At 48.0% G+C, this 24958-nt stretch carries 23 protein-coding genes; 18 read left to right on the top strand and 5 right to left on the bottom strand.

Features of this window, described 5'->3' with window-relative positions; genetic code table 11:
* Positions 1-25: 25 nt before the first annotated feature.
* From cbiD to cobK, 4 genes are all read left to right on the top strand, one after another.
* Positions 26-1378 (top strand): cobalt-precorrin-5B (C(1))-methyltransferase CbiD, encoded by a 1353-nt coding sequence (cbiD, locus tag V2546_RS12200; RefSeq protein ID WP_329752455.1) that lies wholly within the window; start codon positions 26-28, stop codon positions 1376-1378.
* Between the two features lie 75 nt (positions 1379-1453).
* Positions 1454-2224, top strand: coding sequence for a precorrin-4 C(11)-methyltransferase (gene cobM, locus V2546_RS12195; RefSeq protein WP_118532078.1), 771 nt, complete (start codon positions 1454-1456; stop codon positions 2222-2224).
* Complete coding sequence (cobJ, locus tag V2546_RS12190; RefSeq protein WP_329752454.1) at positions 2221-2961, top strand: precorrin-3B C(17)-methyltransferase; 741 nt, start codon at positions 2221-2223, stop codon at positions 2959-2961. The genes cobM and cobJ overlap by 4 nt, the downstream gene beginning before the upstream one ends.
* Positions 2958-5183, top strand: a complete 2226-nt coding sequence (gene cobK / locus V2546_RS12185) for a precorrin-6A reductase (protein ID WP_329752453.1) — start codon at positions 2958-2960, stop codon at positions 5181-5183. Before cobJ ends, cobK begins: the two co-directional genes overlap by 4 nt.
* A gap of 23 nt (positions 5184-5206) precedes the next feature.
* On the opposite strand, the gene V2546_RS12180 is transcribed toward cobK, so the two are convergent.
* Positions 5207-5782 carry a YcxB family protein gene (locus V2546_RS12180; protein WP_118321019.1) on the bottom strand — a complete coding sequence of 192 codons (576 nt, stop codon included), beginning with the start codon at positions 5780-5782 and terminating at the stop codon, positions 5207-5209.
* 408 nt (positions 5783-6190) lie between these two features.
* On the opposite strand from V2546_RS12180, the gene dctP reads away from it, so the two are divergent.
* The 14 genes from dctP (at position 6191) to cas3 (ending at position 19349) form a co-directional block, all read left to right on the top strand.
* Positions 6191-7276: a TRAP transporter substrate-binding protein DctP gene (dctP, locus tag V2546_RS12175; protein WP_182426519.1), complete on the top strand. Its 1086-nt coding sequence runs from the start codon at positions 6191-6193 to the stop codon at positions 7274-7276.
* 101 nt (positions 7277-7377) lie between these two features.
* On the top strand, positions 7378-7878 hold the full coding sequence (locus V2546_RS12170; protein WP_329752451.1) for a TRAP transporter small permease: 501 nt from the start codon (positions 7378-7380) through the stop codon (positions 7876-7878).
* The gene (locus tag V2546_RS12165) at positions 7878-9188 is read left to right on the top strand and encodes a TRAP transporter large permease (protein WP_329752450.1); all 1311 of its coding nucleotides are present in this window, start codon (positions 7878-7880) and stop codon (positions 9186-9188) included. Before V2546_RS12170 ends, V2546_RS12165 begins: the two co-directional genes overlap by 1 nt.
* 195 nt (positions 9189-9383) lie before the next feature.
* A complete protein-coding gene (locus V2546_RS12160) occupies positions 9384-10085 on the top strand; it encodes an MgtC/SapB family protein (protein ID WP_118298120.1) in 702 nt (233 codons plus the stop codon).
* A gap of 14 nt (positions 10086-10099) precedes the next feature.
* Positions 10100-11554: an NAD(P)/FAD-dependent oxidoreductase gene (locus tag V2546_RS12155; RefSeq protein WP_243022309.1), complete on the top strand. Its 1455-nt coding sequence runs from the start codon at positions 10100-10102 to the stop codon at positions 11552-11554.
* A 2-nt stretch (positions 11555-11556) separates the two neighbouring features.
* Positions 11557-12822: an NAD(P)/FAD-dependent oxidoreductase gene (locus V2546_RS12150; RefSeq protein WP_329752449.1), complete on the top strand. Its 1266-nt coding sequence runs from the start codon at positions 11557-11559 to the stop codon at positions 12820-12822.
* The gene (locus V2546_RS12145; protein ID WP_118532086.1) at positions 12822-13184 is read left to right on the top strand and encodes a DUF1667 domain-containing protein; all 363 of its coding nucleotides are present in this window, start codon (positions 12822-12824) and stop codon (positions 13182-13184) included. The genes V2546_RS12150 and V2546_RS12145 overlap by 1 nt, the downstream gene beginning before the upstream one ends.
* Positions 13185-13361: 177 nt before the next feature.
* Positions 13362-14177, top strand: a complete 816-nt coding sequence (locus V2546_RS12140) for an HAD-IIA family hydrolase (RefSeq protein WP_118532088.1) — start codon at positions 13362-13364, stop codon at positions 14175-14177.
* Positions 14178-14212: 35 nt separating this feature from the next.
* The gene (locus V2546_RS12135; RefSeq protein WP_486463588.1) at positions 14213-14767 is read left to right on the top strand and encodes a glycerol-3-phosphate responsive antiterminator; all 555 of its coding nucleotides are present in this window, start codon (positions 14213-14215) and stop codon (positions 14765-14767) included.
* A gap of 124 nt (positions 14768-14891) precedes the next feature.
* Positions 14892-15350, top strand: coding sequence for a DUF5684 domain-containing protein (locus V2546_RS12130; protein WP_329752447.1), 459 nt, complete (start codon positions 14892-14894; stop codon positions 15348-15350).
* 72 nt (positions 15351-15422) lie between these two features.
* Positions 15423-15569, top strand: a complete 147-nt coding sequence (locus V2546_RS12125) for a hypothetical protein (protein ID WP_215702516.1) — start codon at positions 15423-15425, stop codon at positions 15567-15569.
* 138 nt (positions 15570-15707) lie between these two features.
* Positions 15708-16214 (top strand): hypothetical protein, encoded by a 507-nt coding sequence (locus V2546_RS12120; protein WP_329752446.1) that lies wholly within the window; start codon positions 15708-15710, stop codon positions 16212-16214.
* A gap of 103 nt (positions 16215-16317) precedes the next feature.
* Positions 16318-16983 carry a 3'-5' exonuclease gene (locus V2546_RS12115; RefSeq protein ID WP_329752445.1) on the top strand — a complete coding sequence of 222 codons (666 nt, stop codon included), beginning with the start codon at positions 16318-16320 and terminating at the stop codon, positions 16981-16983.
* Positions 16984-17033: 50 nt separating this feature from the next.
* A complete protein-coding gene (cas3, locus tag V2546_RS12110; protein WP_329752444.1) occupies positions 17034-19349 on the top strand; it encodes a CRISPR-associated helicase Cas3' in 2316 nt (771 codons plus the stop codon).
* A 458-nt stretch (positions 19350-19807) separates the two neighbouring features.
* Here cas3 and V2546_RS12105 read toward each other — a convergent pair whose 3' ends face one another.
* From V2546_RS12105 to V2546_RS12090, 4 genes are all read right to left on the bottom strand, one after another.
* The gene (locus tag V2546_RS12105) at positions 19808-21316 is read right to left on the bottom strand and encodes a recombinase family protein (RefSeq protein WP_107001168.1); all 1509 of its coding nucleotides are present in this window, start codon (positions 21314-21316) and stop codon (positions 19808-19810) included.
* A 400-nt stretch (positions 21317-21716) separates the two neighbouring features.
* Positions 21717-21917, bottom strand: coding sequence for a hypothetical protein (locus tag V2546_RS12100; protein WP_107001169.1), 201 nt, complete (start codon positions 21915-21917; stop codon positions 21717-21719).
* A 490-nt stretch (positions 21918-22407) separates the two neighbouring features.
* Positions 22408-22830, bottom strand: a complete 423-nt coding sequence (locus tag V2546_RS12095) for an RNA polymerase sigma factor (RefSeq protein WP_107001170.1) — start codon at positions 22828-22830, stop codon at positions 22408-22410.
* A gap of 808 nt (positions 22831-23638) precedes the next feature.
* Positions 23639-24163 carry a hypothetical protein gene (locus tag V2546_RS12090; RefSeq protein ID WP_329752443.1) on the bottom strand — a complete coding sequence of 175 codons (525 nt, stop codon included), beginning with the start codon at positions 24161-24163 and terminating at the stop codon, positions 23639-23641.
* Positions 24164-24958: the final 795 nt, after the last annotated feature.

The raw sequence follows: 24958 nt of genomic DNA, 5'->3' as shown, positions 1-24958 counted from the left end.
GGGCCTGCAGGGGCAGAGGAAAACAATGGAGACGTTTGTATATAAGGACCATAAAAAGTTAAGATGCGGCTACACAACGGGAACCTGCGCGGCGCTTGCGGCCCAGGGGGCAGTGCGTTTCCTTCTCACTGGTTCCTGGAGAGAAACAGAGGAACTCATGACCCCGAAAGGCATCCCGGTTCGCGTGGCGCTGGAGGAGAAAACTTCCGGGGATGGCTGGGCGGAGTGCGCAGTCCGGAAGGACGCCGGGGATGACTATGATGTGACGAACGGGATCCTCGTGTACGCGCGGGCGGAATTTCCGGATGCAGAGATGGGAGCTGCAGACCATGCAGTCGGCAGTTTCCTTCCGCAGATCGTGATCGACGGCGGCATCGGGATCGGCCGTGTCACAAAGCCGGGACTCGACCAGCCGGTCGGCGCTGCGGCGATCAACTCGGTGCCGAGAAAGATGATCCGGGACGCCGTGGATGCGCTTCTCGAAGAGGCAGGGGAAGTCAGGTCTGTTCTCGTTACGATCAAGATCCCGGCCGGTGTGGAAGCTGCGAAAAAGACCTTCAATCCGGTCCTCGGGATCGAGGGCGGGATCTCGGTGCTCGGAACCAGCGGGATCGTGGAGCCGATGAGCGAGGAAGCACTCGTGGAGACGATCCGGACGCATCTGAATGTTTTAAAGGCGGAAGGGCGCCGCTGGGTCATTGCTGTACCGGGAAATATGGGAGCGGGATTTCTGCAAACATATTTAAAAAGCTGTCCGGGAAAATACAAATCCAAGGATGAGGCTTCAGGAATCTGCGATCAAACGGAACCGTTGGATCGTCAGTCCTCGGACTGTTCCGATCGAAACTCTTCGGTGAATTCTTCCGAACAGGATGAGCAGAAAAAAAGTCTGGAAAAATCACTCGTTACGATGAGCAACTTCGTCGGAAAGACGATCGACATCGCTGCAGAACTCGGCTTTTCCGGGATCGTGATCGCCGGTCATATGGGAAAACTCGTGAAGATCGGAAACGGGATCATGAACACACATTCAAAGGAAGCCGACGGGCGGATGGACACGCTCTTATCCTGCGCGCTTTCCGCGGGCACCGAAGATCTGGAGCTATTAAGAAAGATCCAGGGATCCAACACGACGGACGAAGCGATGGACCACTTAAAACAGGCAGGCATCCTGGAAGATACGATCCGCGTATTTCTAAAACGTGCCGCCTGGCATCTCGCCCACAGATCCCGGGACGAGCTGAAGACGGGAATGATCGTCTTCGGAACAAAAGGGGAGTACCTTGGTGAGACGGATGATGCGGCAGAGATCCTGAAAGAGGCACTGTCGGAGCTGAAAATGCAGTCGTTATGCGAAGAGGAAGATCATCGTAGGTAAGCCCGGTGTGTGGACATGTGATGACAGGGCATGAAGAATGTTAAATATCGATAAAAAATCGGGAGGAAGATGTGCATGATACATTTTGTTGGAGCCGGAAGCGGGGCGCCGGATCTGATCACGGTCCGGGGACAGAGATTCCTTCGGGAAGCGGATGTCGTGATCTATGCGGGATCCCTTGTGAATCCGGAACTGTTGAAAGAGACGAAGCCGGGCTGTGAGATCTTAAACAGCGCCTATATGACGCTCGACGAGGTGATCGATGCCATGGAGAAAGCGGAAGAAGCCGGAAAGGTGACCGTGCGTCTCCACACCGGAGACCCGGCGATCTACGGCGCGATCCGGGAGCAGATGGACCGGCTGGATGAGAAAAAGATCGCCTACGATGTATGCCCGGGCGTCAGCTCCTTCTGCGGCGCTGCATCGAGTCTCCATGCGGAACTCACGCTGCCTGGCGTGTCCCAGTCCGTGATCATCACACGGATGGCAGGGCGGACGGATGTCCCGGAAAAAGAAAATTTCCGTTCCCTGGCAGCCCACCATGCGACGATGGCGGTCTTTCTCAGCACGGGTCTGCTCGCGCAGATGGAAAAAGAGCTGGCGGAAGCCGGATATGAGCCGGATACCCCTGCGGCGATCATCTACAAGGCGACATGGCCGGATGAGAAGATCGTCCGCTGCACCGTCTCCACGCTGGCACGGTCTGCAGAGGAAAACGGGATCCGGAAGACGGCGATGATCTTCATCGGTGATGTATTCGGGACAAGAGATCACAATGGTTATGAGGAGTCGAGACTTTATGCGCCGGACTTCTCCACAGAATTCAGAAAGGGGACGGACCAATGAAAAAACTGACTGTCGTCGGCATGGGCCCCGGAGAATATGAATCCATGACGCTCCGTGCCGTAAAGGCGCTTAACACCTGCGATGTGATCGTGGGATACACGGTCTATGTGGAGCTTGCGAAGTCGTACTTTCCCGATAAGGAATTCTTGACGACCCCGATGAAGCGGGAGATCGAGCGCTGCGAGATGGCATTTGCGGAGGCGGAAAAAGGACGATCCGTCGCGATGATCTGCAGCGGGGATGCCGGAGTTTACGGAATGGCGGGACCGATCCTGGAGCTGGCAGAAAAATATCCGGATGTGGAACTGGAAGTAATCCCGGGGATCACGGCGGCGCTCTCCGGCGGAGCAGTCCTCGGCGCTCCGCTCATGCATGATTTCGCAGTGATCAGCCTGAGCGATCTTTTAACCCCGTGGGAGACGATCGAAACCCGTCTCGATGCCGCGGCAAAGGCGGATTTTTCCATCTGTCTCTACAACCCGTCGAGCAAAAAACGCGCCGACTATTTAAAACGTGCGTGTGAGATCTTCCTGAGGTATAAATCTCCGGAAACGGTCTGCGGGATCGTGAAAAACATCGGACGGGACGGGGAAATGAAGAAGGTCATGACACTCGCGGAATTAAAAGACTACGAGGCGGACATGTTCACGACTGTGTTTATCGGAAACAGCCGGACCGAAAAGTCTGTTCTTGGCGGACAGGACTGGATGGTCACACCGAGAGGATACCGGATATGAAAATAGAGGAAGAAAAAAAGATCGCGATCTTTGCGGGGACCACGGAAGGCCGGCTTCTCGCGGAGAGACTGGCCGGGAGCAATGTCCGGGCGGATGTTTTCGTCGCGACGGAGTACGGAAAAGAGGAGATCCCGGAGGCACCGAATCTCCATGTCTATGACGGGCGCATCGATGAGAACGGGATGGAGGATCTGTTCCGGGAAAAACGGTACGATCTGATCCTGGACGCGACGCACCCGTTCGCGAAAGCCGTTACGGCAAATATCCGCGAGGCGGCGAAGAAGACAGATACGGCGTTTTTGCGGATCCTGCGGGACGGAGGCAGGAGCGGAATTCGGGTCCAGACGCTGGAGGAAATCCAGGAAATGGCGGCTGACCGGAAAAATGAGCCGGTATTTGTCGATTCGGTCCGCACGGCAGTCGAATTTTTGAAAATGACCGAAGGACCGGTCTTTGTCACGACCGGGAGTAAGGAATTATCTGCGTTTCTGGAGCTCCCGGACTGGGAGACGAGAGTCTACGCGCGCGTCCTCTCGATGCCGGATGTTGTAAAGACATGTGCGGACATGGGATTCTACGGCAGCCATCTGATCGCGATGCAGGGACCGTTTTCGGAAGAGCTGAATGTCGCGATGATGAGATCCGTCCATGCGAAATGGATGGTGACGAAAGAATCTGGGAAAGCCGGCGGCTTCGGGGAGAAAGTCAGCGCTGCGAAGAAAGCCGGAGTCGGACTCGTTGTGATCGGGCGTCCGTCGGAGGATGGAATCTCACTGGAAGATGGGATCAAATATCTGGAGAAAAATTTTTCACTCGCAGCTTCCGATGGGCATGAAAAAGACGATGCGGACGACAGACCGGAACAGGCAGGAGAGAGCTGCCAAACAGGTTCAGATCTGATAAACACAGATCATATCGCTCTGGAGAAAGCAGATCGGAACCAGCCCGCTCCTGCACAGGAAGACTCCGTCGGATCAGCGGTTGGAGAAAACATAAAAAACGAAAAAATTCGCCAGGTTTTCCTCATCGGAACCGGCCCGGGAGATTCATCCTGGCTTACAGGCGAGGCAAAGAAACGTCTTGAGGCGTGTGACCTGATCGTCGGCGCATCCCGCTGTGTTAGACAGCTCGCCGATTTTCACAAGCCGGTCTACGAGGCATATCAGCCGGAAAAGATCGCAGATTATCTGGACAGCCATCCGGAAGCAGGGATCATCTGCGGAGCCATGTCAGGCGATACCGGATTCTACAGTGCGGCGGAGAAGCTCTCCACAGTCCTGGAGAAGCGCGGATCATATGAAGTCACGATCATTCCGGGGATTTCATCGGTCGGATACTTTTTCGCAAAGATCCGGCGCCCGTGGGATCATGTAAAACTCTTCAGCATGCATGGTCAGGAGACAAATTTTGCGTCCGAACTGAAACGCACCGGACGCGCGTTCGTCCTTGGAGGCGGAACCGATTTCTACGGGAAGATCTGCGGACAACTGGAAGAACTCGGAATGCAGGAGACAAAGCTCTTTATCGGTGAGAATCTCTCTCTGGACGGGGAGCAGGTCCTCTCCGGATCCCTGGAGACATTCAGGGAGCGGAAGGCTCCGCCGCTGGCGGTCCTCTATGCGGAATGGAACGGTCCGCTCCGGCCGTTGTCACATGGTCTCTCGGATGAGGAATTTCTTCGCGGCAAAGTCCCGATGACAAAGATGGAAGTCCGCGCGGTTTCCGTATCGAAGCTGGAGCTGACGGAACATTCCGTTCTCTACGATGTCGGGGCCGGAACGGGATCGATCTCCGTGGAGTGCGCGGGACTTTCCGACTCGGTAAAAGTCTTTGCGATCGAGAAGAACCCGGAAGCAGTGGAGCTTCTGGAGCAGAATTTCCGGAAATTTGCACTCACAAATGCAAAAATCATCGCAGGAAATGCCCCGGAGGCATTGAATGACCTTCCTGCTCCGACGCACGTCTTCATCGGCGGGAGCGGCGGAAAGATGGAGGAAGTCATTGCGCTCTGTCTCAAGAAGAATCCTAAGACAAGATTTGTCGTAAACCTCATCACACCGGAATCTCTTGCAGCTGTCCTTGCGGCGGCGAAGACACTTCCGGTAACGGAACCGGAGCTCGTGACCCTGACAGCAGCCAGATCAAAAAAAGCCGGAAACAGCCACCTGATGATGGGACTGAATCCGGTGTGGATCGTGAGCTTTGAAGGGAACAGGGGATGAGAACAGTCAGAATTTTCTGCACCCTATCCCGCCCGGCGTTGCAGTCGTTTCACCATCTGCATAGCCCGCAAAAGCGGAATTGTTTTCCGGCAGACGGTCTTTCCGCTTTTCTGTTCCAGAAATTCGCGGAACGCAGTGACTTCCTTTTCATCGCCGAGCTCTTCTTTCGGGATCATGTATCCCCCGTAAGAATCGCGGAACAGGTAAAAGAATCGCTGATCTTCTCCGAGTTTATCGAAATCAGTATACCTCAGGGAAACTTCTTTTTTACCGGCAGGAAGAACATAAATTTCAATATGATCATCAGAGAATTCATAGCGGGATGACGGAAACGGCATCCCGCTATTTTTGATCTGTTCCGCAAGCCTGTGTGCCGTGTGGTTCGCGGAGCTGTAGGTGCTGGTTGTCAGATAGCAGCCGTAGGCGGCCAGCAGGATGCCCCACCACTGGGTGAAATTCACGATCCCGGCGGCGATGAGCAGAATGCTCAGGATCGTCCGTGTGATCCGGTTGGAGGAGCAGAAGAGATCGTACTGCATCCTGGAGAGTGCTTCAAAGGTTTTTTCGTCGTGCTGCATCTTAATCGTATAGCGAATCATAAGAATTGTCCTCGTATCCTATAGTAGTAGTTTTTATACTGCTTTCAGTATACCTTCCCTGCCTTTTTTTTACAACCGTGAATTGACGGATTTATGCATAAAGAATATGTAAGATGGAAGATACGATAAGAAACTTGCACAAAAATCAAACACAATCACAAAAAAAATATATAATTTCGACAAAACATCTTGCGGTTTTGTAAAATAAGTGCTAATATTAAGTAAAAGATAAATAAAGACCCGATAGCAGAGAGTTAAGAGATGCGCCGCGGATAGAAAATAGTTTTTTATAACTGTTTATTTGCGTTGGCGCTATTTTTCTACTCAAAAAAGGGCTTTATGGAAAGGGAGCAGGAACTTGTTAATGTACCGGCCGGGGGCCGGGAGGTTCGAAAAGGAGAAAAGAGAATGAAAAAAGTATTATCAGTAGTACTCGCAGCAACAATGGTGATGAGCCTGGCAGCCTGTGGAGGCGGAAACAGCGCAAAGACAGATACCAAGGCAGCAGACGCAGGATCAGGATCTGAGGCAGCAGCCAGCGCCGATGCGGCAGATGATTTCCAGATCACGATCAAATTTTCCAACGTATTCCAGCCGGCAGAGTGGAACTACAAAGCCAGCGAATATCTGGCAGATCTCGTAAAAGAGAAGACCGAAGGCCATATCATCCTGGAATACTATGGACAGAACCAGCTCGACTGCTACGCAGAGTCTGTAGCACAGGCACATAACGGTGCTGTATGGATGGGCCTTGAGGAGCCGTCCTACTTTGCAGACTATATCGGCGACTACAACGTATTAGTAGGACCGATGCTTTATAAGAACAATGCGGAATACAACGCAGTGATGGATTCCGACATCGTAAAAGACCTGAATGCAAAACTGGCAAGCGACTATAACATCCACGTTCTTGATACCCATTATTCCTTTGGATTCAGAAGTGTATGTACGAATAAGGTTGTTACAAAACCGGCAGATCTGAATGGTCTGATCATGCGTTCCACAGAATCTCCGTTATTCGTAAAGACGATCACCTGCCTCGGTGCAACCCCGTCCGCAATGAGTTTTACGGAGTGCTTATCCGCAATGTCCAGCGGTGTTGTAGATGGTTTCGAAGGTTCCGTCTCCACGCTGAAAGATACAGGTGCTTATGAGTACACCAAGAAAGTTGCAAACACCAACCACTTTATCGCAACCCGCTGGTTGTTCATGGCAGAAGATGTTTACCAGTCCATCCCGGAAAAATGGAGAAACATCCTCGACGAGTGCTGTGTAGAAGCTGGTAAGTGGGAACAGGAAAATGCAGAGAACGACGAAGCTTCCATGATCGAATTCCTGAAGGAAAAAGGCGTTGAGTGGAACGATGTCGACGTAGACGCATTTACAGAGGCATGTGCTCCGGTTTACGACTGGATCGTAGAAGAGTACGGCGCAGACCCGGATCTCCACCAGAAACTGGTTGATTTCCTGAATGACTACCGCGCAAAAAACTAACGGATCATCCATAAAACATATGGAACCGGCGGCTGCTCTTTCCGGGCAGCCGCTGATGAATTAAGATCGTGACTATTATGATGAATGCATGAGGATAGATTATGGAGAAGAAAAAAATTACACTGGGGTCGGTGCTGGTAAATCTGGATGCGATCATTACCTGCGTGACACTGACACTCTGTACCATCGTTGTAAATGTAAACGTCCTTCTGCGCTACTTTCTGAAAAGACCGCTTTACTGGTCGGAGGAAGTCGCTACGGGGCTCTTCGTCTGGACTGTCTTTATTGGAAGCGCATATGCGTACCGCAAGCATGCACATCTGGGCGTTGATATCCTGATCAACATTCTTCCGGAGAAGATCAGAAAAGTCGTTAAGGTGCTCATGGATCTCCTGGAGCTCGCAACACTCATCATGCTGACGAGGACAAGTGTCCAGTATGTCATGAACACAATGGATAAACTTACAAATACGCTTCGTGTACCAAGCTGGTATATCTCCAGCGCAGTTCCGATCGGATTTGGTCTTTCCCTGATCTTCTGCATTTATTTTCTGTTGAAAGACCTGATCAGGGTATTTAAAAAGGGAGGAGGAGATGAATAATGGGACTCGAATTAATTGAACTCGTTCCGATCTTTATGGTATTTATTCTCTATTTCCTGGGAATGCCGATCGTGTATGCGCTGTTCGGATCGACCTTTTTCTATTTCACGTTTATCGACACGACGAGTAAGAACTGGCTGATCTTACAGAAGGTCATGACTTCCACACAGTCGTTCTCGATGCTTGCGATCCCGTTCTTCGTCATGGCCGGTTCCGTCATGAACTACGGCGGCATCAGCGACAAGATGATGGATTTCGCGGAGGTCCTGACCGGACACATGAAAGGTGGTCTGGCACAGGTCAATGTTGTGCTCAGCATGTTGATGGGCGGATGCTCCGGTTCTGCGAACGCAGACTGTGCGATGCAGTCCAAGATGCTCGTTCCGGAGATGGAAAAGAGAGGATATTCCAAGGCATTCTCAGCAGCGATCACGGCAGCTTCATCGGCAGCCACTCCGGTTATCCCGCCGGGAGTCAATCTGATCGTGTTTACCCTGATTGCGCAGATCTCCCTTGGCCGTACCTTTGCAGCCGGATATATTCCGGGTATCATGATGGCGATCTCCATGATGATCGTGGTTTCTATCATCGCACATAAGAGAAATTACCCGACGACCCGTAAAAAATTCCCGTCTCTGAAAGAAATCGTAAAACAGGGAATTACCTCCTTCTGGGGACTGTTTTTCCCGTTTGGCATTATTCTCGGAATGCGTTTCGGAATGTTCACACCTTCCGAGGGCGGTGCAGTAGCCGTTCTTTACTGTATCATTATCGGACGGTTCGTCTATAAGAAACTGTCCGTAAAAGAACATCTGATCCCGATCCTGCTTGACAGTATCGCCGGAACCTCCAGCGTTGTCCTGATCATGGTTGCAGCCAATGTATTCGGCTACTATATGACCTGGATCAACCTGCCGAGAGTCGTAGCATCCGCAATGTTAAGTCTGACGACGAACAAATGGCTGTTCCTCTTAGCGTGCAACGTGATCCTTCTGATCATGGGTATGTTCCTGGAAGGCGGTGCAGCGTTAATGATCATCACACCGCTCCTTCTTCCGGTTGCGAGACAGCTTGGAATCAACGATTACCATTTCGGCCTTGTCGCTATTGTAAATATCATGATCGGTGGTATCACACCTCCATTCGGATCCATGATGTTTACGACCTGTGGTATTACGGGCTGCCCGATCAGTGAATTCCTGAAGGAAGTATGGCCGTTCATCCTTTCCCTCCTGATCGTTCTTCTGATCCTGACATTCTGCCCGTTCCTGATCACCTGCGTACCGGATCTCCTTTACGGTGCGGCATAAGAGGATCTGTCACAGAACATATGGACCATCATGGAACCAGATGAAAAATAGATAAAACCGGATAAGATGAGCCTGTGAGAAGAAGAGTAGAAAGGCAGTCGTAGCGATACGGAGGCATTCTGCTCTTTTCTGTTACAGAAAAAACAAAAACTGCACATCCGCTTGTCTTATCCCAGGATTCGGGAGGCGATAGCAATGGCAGTTTGGAAATGGATCGTGGGTACGGCAGCCACCTGGACACTGGCCGGAATCTGGATCCGCCTGTTGTTTTCACTGGCAGTCGGAATGTTTATCGGAATTGACAGAGGATTGAAAAGGCGAGGCGCCGGGATCAAGACGCATGTTCTCGTCTGTCTGGGATCGACTCTTGTCATGCTGACGAGCGAATATATGTTCCGGACATTCCCGGATGCCAAAGCCGATATGGCAAGACTCGGAGCGCAGGTGATCAGCGGAGTCGGATTTCTCGGAGTCGGAACGATCATGGTGACCGGACGGAATCAGGTGCGCGGCCTGACGACAGCGGCGTGCCTCTGGATCAGTGCATGTGAGGGACTTGCAGCCGGGATCGGCTTTGTCGAAGGAGCAGCATATGGGTTGGTTCTGATCGCTCTGACGCTGAAGCTGCTGACAAAAGTAGATGCAATGATCCATAATCATGCTAAAGTGTTCGATTTTTACCTGGAATTCAATACCAGCAGTGGAGTCGGAACCTTTATGGATACCATGCGTACCAAGGATATCAGGATCGTATCGTTTGACATTGCGAAAAGCAGGCTGAAGGGCGAGGGACCGTCCGCGACGATGTCGATCGAAGTCCAGGATAAAACGCTGAGAAAGACCTTGCTCAGCAATATCCAGGCAATGGAAGAGATAAGATTTGCAGAAGAATTATAGGAAGTATCAATACGATGGAGGATCACAGGATGAATGGGAACAGATACGATGTAGTGATAATCGGAGGAGGCGTGATCGGAAGCAGCATCGCAAGAGCGCTTTCGAAATATCAGTGCCGTACGGTCCTGCTGGAAAAGGAAGAGGATGTCTGCTCCGGCACTTCCAAGGCGAACAGCGCGATCGTTCATGCCGGTTATGACGCAAAAACAGGATCATTAAAAGCAAAGTTAAACGTAAAAGGCAATGCCATGATGGGAGAGCTGTCGAAAGAGCTCGATTTTGATTTCAAGCGCAACTCATCCCTGGTGCTCTGCTTTGCGGAGGAAGACCGCCCGGCATTGCAGGCGCTTTATGAAAGAGGCATGGCAAACGGTGTTCCGGATCTTGAGATCCTGTCCGGAGATGAAGTGCGAAGAAGAGAGCCGAACATCAGTGAGGAAGTTGTTGCTGCCCTCTATGCGCCGACAGGCGGGATCGTATGCCCGTTCAGCCTGACGATCGCACTCGCGGAGAATGCATGTGACAACGGTGTAGAGTTTGTGTTCAACACAAAAGCGGAGAAGATCGAAAAGACTGCGGATGGATACCGGATCGAGACCCCGAACGGCACGTATGAGACAACTTACATAGTCAATGCCGCAGGAGTTTACGCGGATGAGATCCACAACATGGTCTCCGCGAAAAAGCTTCATATCGTTCCGCGCCGCGGCGAATATTGTCTGTTAGATAAAGAAGCAGGCCATCATGTCTCAGCGACCGTATTCCAGCTTCCGGGAAAATACGGAAAAGGGATTCTGGTCAGCCCGACTGTCCACGGAAACCTTCTCGTCGGACCGACAGCGGTCGATCAGGAAGATAAGGACGGAACATATACAACAGCAGAGGGACTTGCGGAAGCCTGTGAAAAAGCGGCAAAGAGTGTAAAGAACATCCCATTCCGTCAGGTGATCACCTCCTTCTCCGGTCTTCGTGCACATGAGGACGGGGACGATTTTATCATCGGGGAAGCGGAAGATGCACCTGGATTTTTTGATGCCGCGGGCATTGAATCTCCGGGACTTTCCTGCGCTCCGGCGATCGGGGAATATTTAGCGGAGATGATCGGGGAAAAGGCGGGATTCGGAAAGAACCCGAACTTTGATCCGGTTCGGAAAGGCATCGTGAAAGCCGCAGATTTAAGCCTGGAAGAGCGCGCGGAACTGATCCGGAAGAATCCGGCATACGGCTCGATCATCTGCCGCTGTGAGAACATCAGCGAGGGCGAAATCATCGATGCTGTGACAAGAACGCTCGGCGCCCGCTCCATGGACGGGATCAAGCGGCGTGTCCGCCAGGGAATGGGACGCTGCCAGGCCGGTTTCTGCACGCCGAGGGCGATGGAGATCCTCTCCCGTGAGGCGGGGATCCCGATCACGGAGATCTGCAAGAACCGCAAAGGCTCAGAAATGATAAAAGGCGAGGAGGCATAACCATGATTCAGCATGACATTGTAATTATCGGCGGCGGTCCTGCAGGACTTGCGGCAGCGGCGGCAGCAAAAAAGAGCGGAGTGGATGACATTCTGATCCTGGAGCGCGACAGTGTGCTGGGCGGCATCTTAAATCAGTGCATTCACAATGGGTTCGGCCTTCATACCTTCAAGGAAGAGCTGACCGGACCGGAATATGCGGCCCGCTACGAGGAAGAAGTAAAGAAACTTGAAATCCCGTACCGCTTAAACAGCATGGTCATGGATATCCATCAGGAAAAAGAGATCATCGTTGTGAGCCGGAGCGAAGGATTGGAGATCATCAAGGCAAAGGCGATCATCCTTGCAATGGGCTGCAGAGAGCGCCCGAGAGGCGCCTTAAATATCCCGGGCTACCGCCCGGCAGGCATCTACACCGCCGGAACGGCACAGCGCCTCATGAACATCGAGGGACATATGGTCGGAAAAGAAGTCGTGATCCTCGGCTCCGGGGATATCGGGCTGATCATGGCGCGCCGTATGACGCTCGAAGGGGCGAAAGTCAAGGTCGTGGCGGAACTGATGCCGTATTCCGGAGGCTTAAAGAGAAATATCGTGCAGTGTCTTGACGATTTCGGAATTCCGTTAAAGCTGAGCCACACCGTTGTCAAAATTGACGGAAAAGAGCGCGTGACCGGGATTACCCTGGCGAAAGTAGGATCGGACAGAAAACCGATCGCCGGGACGGAAGAATATTACAGCTGTGATACACTTCTGTTATCCTGCGGCCTGATCCCGGAAAATGAACTGACGAGAAACATGGGCGTCACCATGAATCCGGTCACATCGGGGCCTATGGTCAATGATCGGCTGGAAACCGGGATCGAGGGTGTGTTTGCCTGCGGAAACGTCCTCCATGTGCATGATCTTGTCGACTATGTTTCAGAGGAAGCGGCACTTGCCGGGCAGAATGCGGCCCGTTATATCATGTCCGGTGAGACGAAAAAAGGTCATACCGTGACGATCAAAGCCGAGAATGGCGTCCGCTATACCGTGCCGCAGTCGATCGACATCGGTGCGATGGCAGACAGACTGACGGTGCGCTTCCGCGTAGCGGATGTATACAAAGGACGCAGCATCTGTGTTTATTATGACGGAACATGTATCAGCCGCCGGAAAAAGAAAGTGCTGGCGCCCGGGGAGATGGAACAGGTATTCCTGACAAAGGAAAGCCTGGAACAGTATCCGGATCTGAGAGAGATAACCATTTGCACGGAGGTGGATGAGTGATGGAAGTAAGAGAACTGACATGTATCGGATGTCCGCTGGGCTGCCAGCTCACTGTGACGATGGGAGAAAACGAGATCAAGGTTGAGGGCAATACATGTCCGCGCGGGGAAGCCTATGCGAAAAAGGAAGTGACCAACCCGACCCGGATCGTGACCTCGACTGTGAGAGTAGAAGGCGGAACGATCGAACGTGTATCCGTCAAGACCGCATCCGACATTCCGAAGGGCAGCATTTTTGAATGTATGAAGGAGATCCATGCCGCAAAAGTAAAAGCACCGGTGCATATCGGAGACGTGATCCTCGCGGACTGTGCCGGAACCGGAGTGGCGGTTGTCGCGGGCAAAAATGTAGAGCAGGCATAAAAGACTAACCGCCGGTGCGGGGGCAACGATGACAGAGGCAGTACAGACAGATCGTATTTGTCTGCTGCCTCCTTTCTGCCTGTAGGGGAGCAGGATTTGCATTCGCGGATCAGATGATGTAAAATAGAGGGAAGAGAATGGGCTGCACCGGTCCTGGAAAACGACAAGGAGAAGAACATGACGAAACGTGAGATTTTGAAGGAAACAGAACTTTTTGTCCTGGATATGGACGGAACATTTTATCTGGATACCGATGTGATTGACGGAGCGCTGGATTTTCTGGAAGAGGTGAAGAAAGCCGGAAAGCGATATGTCTTTTTTACAAATAATTCATCAAAATCACCGAAAACATATATTGACAAACTTGCAAAAATGGGGTGTTATATTAGCAGAGATCAGATCATCACGTCCGGAGATGTGATGATCCAGTATCTGAAAGAGTATTATCCCGGACAAAAAGTCTACCTTGTGGGAACGCCGGACCTTGAGGCAAATTTCCTTGAAAACGGGATCCATCTGACGAAAGAAATGCCGGACGTGGTAGTGTTCGGCTTTGATATGACATTGACGTATGAGAAGCTGGAACGAGCCTGCACATATATCCGGAACGGCGCAGTATTCCTTGCAACCCATCTGGATATCAACTGTCCGACAAAGGATGGATTTATCCCGGACTGCGGCGCCATGTGCGCGGCGATTTCTCTGTCGACGGGAAAGGAGCCGAAGTACGTCGGAAAACCGTTCCGCGAGACGGTGGACATGGTCCTGGAGCTGACTGGTGCGAATCGTGAGGAAGTTTCCTTTGTCGGAGACCGGATCTATACGGATGTAAAGACCGGCGTGGTAAACGGTGCACACGGGATCCTGGTTCTGACCGGAGAAACAAAGCTGGAAGATGTGCCGAAATCCGACGTCGTTCCGGATGCCATTTTTACAGGGTTAAAAGAGATGGGAGAACTGCTCAGAAAAATGAGGGAGGAAAAGGCTTTCTGAATCTGTAGAAGAAAGCCGGAGGAGAAGAAATGACAATGCTAGAATTATTGGAGGAATCTCCGATCATTGCGGCGGTCAAGAGCCAGGAAGGACTGGAACACAGCCTGAAATCAGAATGTAAGGTCGTATTCGTACTGTTTGGGACGATCTGCGACATCGATGCGATCGTGGCGAAGATCAAAGCTGCCGGAAAGATCGCGATCGTCCATGTAGATATGATCCAAGGACTCAGCACAAAAAAGGTGGCGGTTGATTTTATTGCCCACAATACGAAGGCGGATGGAATCATCAGCACGAAGAACGTGCTTGTGGAATACGCGAAGGAGATTGGTCTGTTTGCGATTCAGAGAACCTTTGTGGTGGATTCCATCGCCTTAAATACCCTGAAAAAACAGATCGAGCTGTTCCGCCCGGACGCGGTCGAGATCATGCCGGGTGTAATGCCGAAGATCTTAAAGATCATGCGGGAGTATACCGATATTCCTCTGATTGCCGGCGGGCTTCTGTCTGATAAAAAGGATGTGATGGCGGCATTCGAGGCCGGTGTCGATGCGATCTCTGCGACGAATGAAGATGTGTGGTATGTATAATTTCTGACAGTGTCCGTTTTGTATCCATCTGTATGATATCATAAAAAAAGAGTCAGAAATCTACTTGCGGATTTCCTGCGAACGGCAAATATTAAATCTTCAAAAGAAGAAAAGTGGATGACACATGGAAACAGATATGACAATGTTAGCAGGTGCAACCGTGATCGGAGGGATCCTGGGAATCTATTCAACCTTACGGCTGATCTATTATATCTTCTATATGATCGCAAACTGGAAGATCTTTTCAAAGGCCGGAGAACCGGGCTGGAAATCCCTGATCCCGTTCTACAATGTTTATACGGAGTATAAGCTGATGTGGAAACCGCAGCTCGCGTGGACTTACATCGGACTAGGAGTTCTCGCAGATATCTTTCTCGAAAACACAGGGACAAGCGCCCTGATGTTCCTCGGTGGTCTGATTTGCACGATTGCTTACCTTGTAATTGATTTCAAGGAAAAACAGCATGTTTCCAAAGCATTTGGACACGGTTTCGGCTTTGGCGTAGGACTTTTCCTCCTCCAGCCGATCTTCTCAATGATCCTCGGATTCGGAAGCGACCAGTACCAGGGAAATCAGTCATAAAAACAGAATATAAAAGATGGGAAGCAGGGGCACTTGGCGGCTCCTGCTTTTTTTGATGCAGAGGAAATAGCAATGAAATTTTTATCCAGGAGGACCTGTCCAAAAAATGTGAGGACAGACAGATATAATAAAATCATACTTCAGATGGAGAGCGAAAATAAGGAGTGGGGCAGGAGCAGAGAGATGAGAACGAAAATTCAGGATACGTGGGATATTTAAAGGACAGGTGAAATGATATAATAAAAATGTCAAACAGGAAAGATGCAGGCAGAATACTTAAACCGAAGAAAAAAACACATGGAACAGGTTGCGGCATCATCCACAGGAATATCCGGAATTAGGAAAAGGGGGATCTATATGAGAAATATGACATTTGGAGGATTTTTAGCAGGCTTATGTACGATCATCGGACTTCTCTGTTTTATCGGAGCTGTCAGCGACGCGGCAGAACCGAAATGTATCGTGACCGGGTGCAGCAACAAGCGGGCACCGGAGAGCAGTTACTGTTATCTCCACAAACCGTACCGAAGATCTTATACAAGTTCTTACTCGTCGGGGAGTTCGGGCAGCAGTTCGTCCTCGTCCTACGGAAAGTCATCGGGAAGCAGCTCATCCGGATCATCCAGCTATAAAAGCAGCAGTACTTCCGGCAGCAGCTCTGCAGCATCCAGAAGCTCTTCTTCCTACAGCAAGCCGAAAAGTTCTTATGGAACCAGCAGCTACAGAAAAAGCACAGCGGATTCCTACGATGACGGATATGATGACGTCTATATGGACGGGGATTACGACGATGACCGTTATGCCAGAGACAGCGACTACGCGGATGGCGTCGATGATGCGCTGGATGAGCTGGGGGATGATTAGAAAAACAGCGGAGAAGATTGCAAACCATGTCTGGCGCTATGAAATTACTGATGGTATATAGAAACAAATGGAATGAAAATACAGAGTACAGGAGGAAACGTTTATGAAACATATTGTAATCGACCTGGAGATGAACAAGATCGCGCGCAGCTCAGAAGCGAGAAAAATCTGCAAAAGCGAGATCATAGAGATCGGAGCCGTCATGCTGGATGAAAACCTGCAGGAGATCGGGAACTTCCGTACATATGTAAAACCGGAATACAACGATAAGATCGCGGCGGAGATCCGGAATCTGACCGGGATCACAGACGTGATGGTAGCGAATGCACCGGTATTCAGGGAAGCATTCCGGATGTTCACAAATTGGTGCCTGGGAACCGGAGACGAGGTCACGATCTATGCCTGGAGTGACTCTGACTACAACCAGGTCGTAAAAGAGATCCTCTTAAAAGAATACGAGCTTTCCGACGAAGAACACGGCCTGATCGACACCGAGTGGACCGATTTCCAGAATGAATTCGATGCGCACATCGGATTCGAAAGACGGATCTCCCTGGAACTCGCCCTCGACATGGCCGGAATCGATTCCTCCGGCAGACAGCACGACGCCCTCGACGACGCCAGAAACACCGCCGACCTCCTCCACGTCTTCCGCGACCGTGATCTCTTCGAGAAGACTCTCCGCAAAGTCAAAGAAGCGATGGACCCGACGCCGCTGGGGAATACGCTGGGGAGTATGATTGATTTCTCGGGGTTTGTGGTGGGGTGATGGAGAAGGTCATTGTAAAGCATAGATATATTATCTGAGGGGTGAAGAACATGGAAAAAGAGAACAAACGTGAGGAAAAAGTATTTTATGCTCACACATCGTCACATGGCAATGAGCCATTGGAAGATCACCTTCGCTTGGTTGGAGATCTGGCGGAAACATTTGGAGCTGACTTTGAAAGTTCCAAAATCACAAAAACAATTGGAAACGTTCATGACATAGGAAAGCGGACAGTAAAATTTTCCAGAGTATTGGAAAGAATGGAAAGTAAGGTTAACCATGCGATTGTTGGCGCTGAATATCTGCATAATGAGTGTTTTTTGGAAAATGAAAAAAGACGATATATTGAAGATCGAATGATGCATTTGATCATATGCGCTGCGATCAAGGGGCATCATTCGAGAATGGGGGAATCGTTTTCGCGAAAATATGATCTGGAAGAGATGTACCAGCTTCCGGAAGCGGATGAATTTGATATGCCGGACGGAGATGGAAAGGTAAACGCGTTGGCATCTTTGAAGGAGTATGAAGCTGTCGCGCAATATGCGGAAGATAATAAATTGGTAGGTCATATTGAAAAAACGGACTATCTCCCGTTAGAGACAATGGACGAATATGCAAAGATGTTGTATGCCAGAATGATTTTTTCCAGTCTGGTCGATGCTGATTATACAGCAACAGCTAAGTTTTGTGATGATATTGAACTGGAAGAAGATAAAATATTGAACGCTGATAAGTGTATTGGAGATTTGAATGCCTATCGGAACAAGATCCTTGCAAATGCGGATCCTTCTCTTGAAATCAATCGCCTTAGAAATAAAGTTTATAATGATGCTGAAGCAGCAGGGAAACTCGGGAGGGGATTTTATTCGATGACGGCTCCTACAGGAACCGCTAAGACATTAGCGTTAATGCGCTTTGCGTTGGAACAGGCAAAAGTGAACGGATATAAACGGATTTTTGTTGTTTTGCCGTATCTTTCGATCATCTCACAAAATGCGGACGTCTATCGAAAAGCATTTGGTGATAACATTGTTTTTGAAGATGACAGCGACACAAAATATAATGAAGCGGCGCAGCGAATGGTTGATCGTTGGAACGCGCCGATTATTATCACAACAAGTGTAAAATTCTTTGAAACACTGTTTACAGACTATGCAGCTCCGTCCAGAAAATTACATCAGATAGCAAATTCTGCTGTGGTTTTTGACGAATGTCAGGTCCTTCCACACGATCTGACAAGTTGCACGATCATGACATTGAAGGCATTAGTTGATCATTTTAATGTGAGCGTTTTATTATCGACTGCGACCTTCCCCAAATATCAGTATCGAAGGGAAATACCGGATGGATTTCAAATGACAGAGGTCATAAAGAATGTAAAAACACTCTACTGTGATTATGACAAGATCAAAAAAACGAAAATAATCGTGAGAAAAGAAGAGATAGACTTTCAGGATCTGCGTGAGTATGCGCAGGATAAAAAGCAAGTACTTTTTGTTTTCAACACCGTTGGAAAAGCGCTTTCTATGTATAAAATATTGAAAGATGTAAAGGAAGGATCAACAGTGTTTTATTTGTCCTCGGATTTATGTACGGAACACAAAAAGACGGTGATCCGGAAAGTTAAAGCAATGCTGGATCAGGGACAGGAATGCTATCTGGTAAGTACACAATGTATTGAGGCAGGTGTTGATATTGATTTTCCGACAGGAGTACGTGAGTATGCACCTCTGTCATCCATAATACAGACGGCGGGAAGAATCAATCGAAACGGAAAAAGGTATGGTGAATTTGTGATCTTTATGCTGAAAGATACGAATGTATATGGATTTCCTAGCAGTGCTTATTATACAGAGGCATGTCGAACAAGAGCGCTTGCAGAGCGTCATCAAGAATTGAATCTGAATGATATTGAGCTAATGGATGAATATTATTCGGAGCTTTACGGTCAGGACACAAGTACGGGAGCTGACAGGAGTGAAATCAGAGAGGCCTGCAAAAAGCTTGATGTAAAGAAAATGTGCGATGAATATAAACTGATCGATTCGACCGGCCAATGCACGGTAATTGTGCCATACGCTGCAAAAAGGGAAGAATTTGAGTCTTTGCTCAAAACAATCAGAGCGCAGGATTACTGCATTACCAGGAAACAAATGGCATTATGCCCGGATTTCCGCGTCAACCGATATATGAATGGAAAGAAAGCAGAATTTATAAAAATGCATTGTCATCAGCTGCATGTACGGCTTGGAAGAAATCGGGAGAAGGTAGGAATCGATTGGTATATTGCAGATATCGATGAAATTTATGATGAGAAGACCGGACTGCAGAGAGAGGAGATGAGCGAGGCGTATATGCTCTAAAAGGATCAGAAAATATTTGTACATAGAGTGTACAGAGTATGGAGACGGCTGGTTGGAAGACGGAAAATAATATGACGATGTAAAATTTTGTATTGTCATATTTAAAGGTTTTAGATATAATGAAGTCCTGGGGTTTTATATCCCGTGGATTGAAATTAATTTAAGATTTACGTCAGTGGCCAGGATGCTTTGTGCTCCTGGCCAATTTCTTTATAATGATAAAGTGTCAATGAAACAATTCAAGTTGAATAAACATAGTGCTTAGCGTGTGATGTTTGTCACTGATGGAGATATCTTATGATTACGTACTGCTTTAAAAAAGACAGAAGTCCTATCTGACTGAGATAAGCACTGTTTATAATCAATTGAAAGCAACGGTGTACAAGGGGTACAAACAAGATTAAAAAGAAAAGATAGATTTGAAAGTAAGTAGAGTGGGATAATCCAGAAGTTAGAGCTTAGATTTTCCACTCTACTTGAACGTGGTCGCTAGTTGCGCTGATTGAAATAATCAGGCCGTCAACGGCTTTCCTTTTGTCGTCAAATTCAATGCTGTCCCAATGGTCGAGGTAATAAGAGAGTTCCTGCTCCTTTTGGGGTGACATTGTTTCAATGGACATTTCCGCAATCTCCTTTGAAATGGTCTGGCGGCGAGTGTCCAGTTCTTCAATTTTTTTGTTAGCATAGGCAAGAAGTGTTGCGTTGGCTCCGGTTAGCGTATCAAGTAGTTTTTCAATCTCGGCTTCAACTTGCGCCAGTTCAATTTGATGGGCGGTCAGTTTGGGATTGACTTTTTCCTCCCGGCTATGGCGGACTTGAAAATTTTTAAATCTCGCCCGCATAGCACTGAAAATAAATTCCTCAAATTCAGATTTACGGATTTTACCACAGCCCGGGCAGCCTTTATTTTCAGTCCGTTTACTACAGCGAAAATAGCCTTCGCTGTTCGGAACGTGTGTTGCCTTTAAGGCATATCCGCAACACCCGCATTTAACTTTTCCGGCAAGCCATGTATTTTTCGGCTTACGTCCTTGTTGAAAACTCTTATTTGTCATTAGCTTCTTCCTGCATTTCAGCCATACATCAGACGGTATGAGCGCTTCATGTGGAGCGATTACAAGTATCTGGTCTTTCAGGCTCCTGTCTTTATCCTCCTTCACGTCCCGGCCCTGATAGAGATAACAGCCATTGGTTCCGGCAAAATCGGAAGCGTCATTGACAATAGCCGCCCCCTGGCTTTTAAAAAATTCGTAGAGTTCTAAATCTGCTTGTGCGTAAACAGGATTTCTTAAAAGCTGTGAAATAAAGGTACGGAATAGCGATTTACCGTAAACTTTGATGTTCTGTTCCTCAAAGTACCGTGTAATGTCACCAAAAGACGTTTCCGGCTCGGAATACATTTCAAACATGAGCTTTACATATTGGGAAGTTTCGGGGTCTGCCACCATCTTTTTTGTGCGGATACCTTCAACCACTGTCGGCTCCAACTGATAACCATAGGGGGCCTGTCCGCTCATGTGAAAACCTTTCAGGCACCGGGAGTAGTAAGCGTCCGTGACGCGTTTCTGGATTGTCTCACGTTCAAGCTGTGCGAATACGATACAAATATTCAGCATGGCCCGCCCCATTGGGGTTGAGGTGTCGAACTTTTCTGTGGACGAAACAAACTCCACGTCATATTCCTGGAACAGCTCCATCATGTTTGCAAAGTCCAGAATGGAACGGCTGATTCTGTCCAGCTTATAAACGATTACCCGCCGCACCCGGCCCTTTCGGATTTCTCCTAACAGCTTTTGAAACTCCGGCCTGTCCGTATTCTTCCCGGAATAGCCTTTATCCTTGAATACTTTACAGCTTCCGCCTTTCAGCTCATACTTACAAAAATCAATCTGGCTTTCAATGCTGATACTGTCCTTACGGTCTACCGACTGTCTCGCGTATATACAATCTTCTCTGATAATGTCCATATTGGGCTCCTTCCGTATGGAATGGAGCTACCAACCTTACAATTATATTATACCATAGGCAGCCCCGGACAACAATGTTGCGGTTGATTAGTAAAATCTGTCCGTGTATTTACTGAACACATCATATAAGTGATTTTCGATTTCTCTTTTTCGCTTGTTCTTTTCATCCGGGGATAGTACCGGAATTAGATTTTCCAATACGATAAGTTTCCCTTGAAAATATACGGATTGTTTTTCGCTTTGGTATGTAACAGATTGAACCATCGAAAACCTCCACTTTTCAGTACGGATGAACAGCGGCCAGCTTCCCTCTTGTCTGCTGGGGAAACCTAAAAAAGCGGCTCCCTGGAAGGAACTGCCCTTTGAGCTTTCCCCAGCCTCGGGCCACGTTGGCCCGAAGCTAATAATCGCCGTTATAATATTTCTGTTCAGCCTCGTTGAGTGTGTATAAGTCAAACACTCCATAAAGCTGATTTACTACACGGCTAATATCTTTATGGGTGAATCCACAGTCCTGCATGGCCATAATCACATAGCCCCGGCAGGCGTCATTACTCCATATATTCAGCGTTAATTCTGGACTAGATATATTTTCCTTCATAAAATTCTCCTGTTCATAGAAAAATATGGGGCCCAGCCAGAACGGTTGCCCTATCATCAGACAGTAATAGAGGAAGGGCCCCACAGGTTAGAAAGTTTTTTCAGATAGACCGGACGGACAGTTGGCTTTTTGTCCCATAGCATTTCAGCTCTCCCCATTCTGATGGCAAGGCGATCTCATTACCTGCGACGGCTCACGGTTCGCAACACCGCTGCACGCTCGGATTGTGACTAATCGCAAGTATCCGGGTTTTGTGTTTTGTCCGGCAGACCTGCCACAGTCTGCCTACGGCATGGGCCTGGTCGCTCTCTCTAGTGTAAAAATAGAGGTCATGGCGGGCCTGTCACTGGACACAAGCACCCTTCGTATCCGTCTATCTTTTATTCAGTTTTCAATCTGCGTGAGGCGTGTCCCGCTTCGGGCCAATGTGGCCCGAGGCTTTGACTGCCTCTCATAAGCCATTTCATTTTTGAGGCGAAATCGGTACACCTTATAAAAATTTTTTTAAAATTTTTTCCAAGTTCCGAAGGCCGCGCTCAATGGCGAGCCGCACGACCTTTTCATCCACACCCTCGGCCCGGGCAATGTCTTGTTTCGTCAAGCCGAGAATGAAATGAGCGTAAATGCGCTTTGCCTGTTTGTCGGGCAGTCGTGAGATGGCGGTATAGAGTTCTTGTATCGTCACTTTACGCTCATACAGTTCATAGGGAGAGAACGCAACGAAAAGCGCCTCATGCTCAATTCCATCATTCCGATCCAGGGAGTAATAGGCTTTGTGCCGGTATGTACGCAGACGGTAAGCGGCTTCCTTCCGGTCAAACTCCTTGAACATTTCAACAACATCTTCTGGTACTTCCATAAAGTAGTCTGACGTATAAAAAGGGTAATAGTCCCGTAAATTTATAATAGCCATATTGAACCTCCGCTTTGTTTTGTGATGGATGGACAACAAAACAGAAGCGGCGGGGAGCGTATATGTAGGCTGAAATTTCTGAAATTTTCAAAAAATAACAGTGAAAAATCTATAAAATAGTAAAGATGGCTACTCGTTCTAAAAAAGCCTCGACAGCTTATCTCAAGACTGGCTCTGTTTCGATAGCAAATCCTGAAATAAGGTGTCGAACATAAAAAAAGCTCAAACAAATAACAGCTTGTTTGAGCCTTAAAAAAGTTTAAATTGGAATAAAACTCCTCCCATCTAGGAGGAGGTAAAGCAAAAGGGGCGTTGCTTCATCTATTTTTTCTCAATAATCTAACTCATGTTATTAGCAACCTCCGCGTAAAAATCTCGTAGTTCTTTTATTATCATATAATGTATTTTTTGCAAAATTTGTCGTAGATAGGAGGCAAAAATAAAAAAATAGAGTAGAGGATATGTTAATGGTTAACGTACCTCTACTCTATCTAATTGTTACTAAAAATTTTCTTTTAAAAAGGTTGTTACAAAACAGACTCAATTTACTATATATAGTATATGTCAATTATTAAATCTACCATATACAGAACATTACTTTTCTCTTTGCAACAACCCTTTTAAATTGTATAATTGCTTTCACTTAATCAGCATTATTTTTTATCTGATTGAATAGCCATCCTATAATTCGAGCTATACAGTATAAAACACCAAGTCCAAGGACGGAGCATACAACTAGAAAAAATATAGACATTGCCGACATATTTACATCAACACCTTTTTGAATAGGACTCTACTTATATTATTCTTAATTTAATACGGTAGAAACTTCTCCATTAAAAACTTCCGTTCTTAAAGCGAAAGAAAGTGTTCCTACTCCGCCGACTACATTTGCTCTCATAGAGCCAGTCACTTCGGCCGCTTTGCTTGAGGTAGATGTTGCGCGGCCAATGGCTAAACTTTCATCTTCAACCGTTCCGCCAACACAGTAGGTATTTAAATCACGTGCATTAGAAATTTTCCACTGGCTACCACTCTTTGATAAGTCAAATCTGTAATCCATACCTGCGACACCCCAAAATGCATCCGATTTCCACGTTCCTTCAGTAGCAGGATCACGAGTTAAAGGAGGCGTATAGCTAAGTGTCACTGTTACCGGCTGACCGTCCTTCTCGAAATGTAATGTTTCCGAATAGGGCTGGCTTTCGTCAAAATTATTCAGATCGACACTGAATGTTTGTCTCTGTTCTGGAGAATCAGCAGCAAGAGCACTAAATGCGCTACCAACTACCATGAGACTCAGCGCTACCAACAGACCCAATGCCTTTTTCAAACCTTTCTTTATAAATGACCTCCTTGAGACTTTACCATAGTAACAAACTCAGATTTTTTAGCGCCCACCATTATGTAAGGCACTATTCTCTCAAATTCTCCTCCTCTATAGCCCCAATGGTATCCCTCCCTTTACTAATCGGTTATGAGCTTTTTATAACTAACTGTAGTATACCACAGAATCCCTATATATGCAATATAATCTAAAAATGGTAAATAAAACTTAATAAATTGTTAATTATCAACATATATCGTATATTTTTCTGATATAAAAACCGGGTATTCAAGTTTTGTGTTTTGATGTTTGAGTTAAAACGATAAAAAGAAAGAGAACTTGTTGATATAAAAAAAATATCATTCTTTTTGCATAAACATATAAAAACTCGAAAAGCGATTGATAAATCACCGAAAATTTGTGGCGAATTTTCTTAATATAGATATTTTAAGGAGGTATTGCGTAAAACAATAGATGTTGTATAAACTCAATAATCTTTTTTGCAGTATATTGCTAAATAGCTAAATGGCAAGCAATGCCTCTGTGGCCACAAGTGGCACAAAGGCTGCTTGTTGGGGCTCGCCCCAAACCCATATCTTCGGGCCAACATGGCCCGAAGTGTCAGCGTCGCTTTGCTCCTTATTTTCATAACCTTAACGCTCCTTTTCCTGCTTTCTTCCCGGCTCGGTGTAGCCCATCAGAGTGTCAATGTTCGCCTTGATTGTGACGATCTCCTGCATATCCCGTCGTGCCTTCTGGTATTCTCCATAGAGCTGTTTTTTCTTTGCTGTGAGCTTACGG

It is taken from the genome of Clostridium sp. CM74B_53 (assembly GCF_036318045.1).
Classification (GTDB): Bacteria; Bacillota; Clostridia; order Lachnospirales; family Lachnospiraceae; genus Pilosibacter.
This window is presented reverse-complemented; position numbering and strand designations above follow the sequence as displayed.

Excerpts from the sequence above, each read along its gene's own strand:
- cbiD (WP_329752455.1), top strand. The coding sequence starts at position 26 with ATGGAGACGTTTGTATATAAGGACCATAAAAAGTTAAGATGCGGCTAC.
- cobM (WP_118532078.1), top strand. The coding sequence starts at position 1,454 with ATGATACATTTTGTTGGAGCCGGAAGCGGGGCGCCGGATCTGATCACG.
- cobJ (WP_329752454.1), top strand. The coding sequence starts at position 2,221 with ATGAAAAAACTGACTGTCGTCGGCATGGGCCCCGGAGAATATGAATCC.
- cobK (WP_329752453.1), top strand. The coding sequence starts at position 2,958 with ATGAAAATAGAGGAAGAAAAAAAGATCGCGATCTTTGCGGGGACCACG.
- V2546_RS12180 (WP_118321019.1), bottom strand. The coding sequence starts at position 5,782 with ATGATTCGCTATACGATTAAGATGCAGCACGACGAAAAAACCTTTGAA.
- dctP (WP_182426519.1), top strand. The coding sequence starts at position 6,191 with ATGAAAAAAGTATTATCAGTAGTACTCGCAGCAACAATGGTGATGAGC.
- V2546_RS12170 (WP_329752451.1), top strand. The coding sequence starts at position 7,378 with ATGGAGAAGAAAAAAATTACACTGGGGTCGGTGCTGGTAAATCTGGAT.
- V2546_RS12165 (WP_329752450.1), top strand. The coding sequence starts at position 7,878 with ATGGGACTCGAATTAATTGAACTCGTTCCGATCTTTATGGTATTTATT.
- V2546_RS12160 (WP_118298120.1), top strand. The coding sequence starts at position 9,384 with ATGGCAGTTTGGAAATGGATCGTGGGTACGGCAGCCACCTGGACACTG.
- V2546_RS12155 (WP_243022309.1), top strand. The coding sequence starts at position 10,100 with ATGGAGGATCACAGGATGAATGGGAACAGATACGATGTAGTGATAATC.
- V2546_RS12150 (WP_329752449.1), top strand. The coding sequence starts at position 11,557 with ATGATTCAGCATGACATTGTAATTATCGGCGGCGGTCCTGCAGGACTT.
- V2546_RS12145 (WP_118532086.1), top strand. The coding sequence starts at position 12,822 with ATGGAAGTAAGAGAACTGACATGTATCGGATGTCCGCTGGGCTGCCAG.
- V2546_RS12140 (WP_118532088.1), top strand. The coding sequence starts at position 13,362 with ATGACGAAACGTGAGATTTTGAAGGAAACAGAACTTTTTGTCCTGGAT.
- V2546_RS12135 (WP_486463588.1), top strand. The coding sequence starts at position 14,213 with ATGCTAGAATTATTGGAGGAATCTCCGATCATTGCGGCGGTCAAGAGC.
- V2546_RS12130 (WP_329752447.1), top strand. The coding sequence starts at position 14,892 with ATGGAAACAGATATGACAATGTTAGCAGGTGCAACCGTGATCGGAGGG.
- V2546_RS12125 (WP_215702516.1), top strand. The coding sequence starts at position 15,423 with ATGAAATTTTTATCCAGGAGGACCTGTCCAAAAAATGTGAGGACAGAC.
- V2546_RS12120 (WP_329752446.1), top strand. The coding sequence starts at position 15,708 with ATGAGAAATATGACATTTGGAGGATTTTTAGCAGGCTTATGTACGATC.
- V2546_RS12115 (WP_329752445.1), top strand. The coding sequence starts at position 16,318 with ATGAAACATATTGTAATCGACCTGGAGATGAACAAGATCGCGCGCAGC.
- cas3 (WP_329752444.1), top strand. The coding sequence starts at position 17,034 with ATGGAAAAAGAGAACAAACGTGAGGAAAAAGTATTTTATGCTCACACA.
- V2546_RS12105 (WP_107001168.1), bottom strand. The coding sequence starts at position 21,316 with ATGGACATTATCAGAGAAGATTGTATATACGCGAGACAGTCGGTAGAC.
- V2546_RS12100 (WP_107001169.1), bottom strand. The coding sequence starts at position 21,917 with ATGAAGGAAAATATATCTAGTCCAGAATTAACGCTGAATATATGGAGT.
- V2546_RS12095 (WP_107001170.1), bottom strand. The coding sequence starts at position 22,830 with ATGGCTATTATAAATTTACGGGACTATTACCCTTTTTATACGTCAGAC.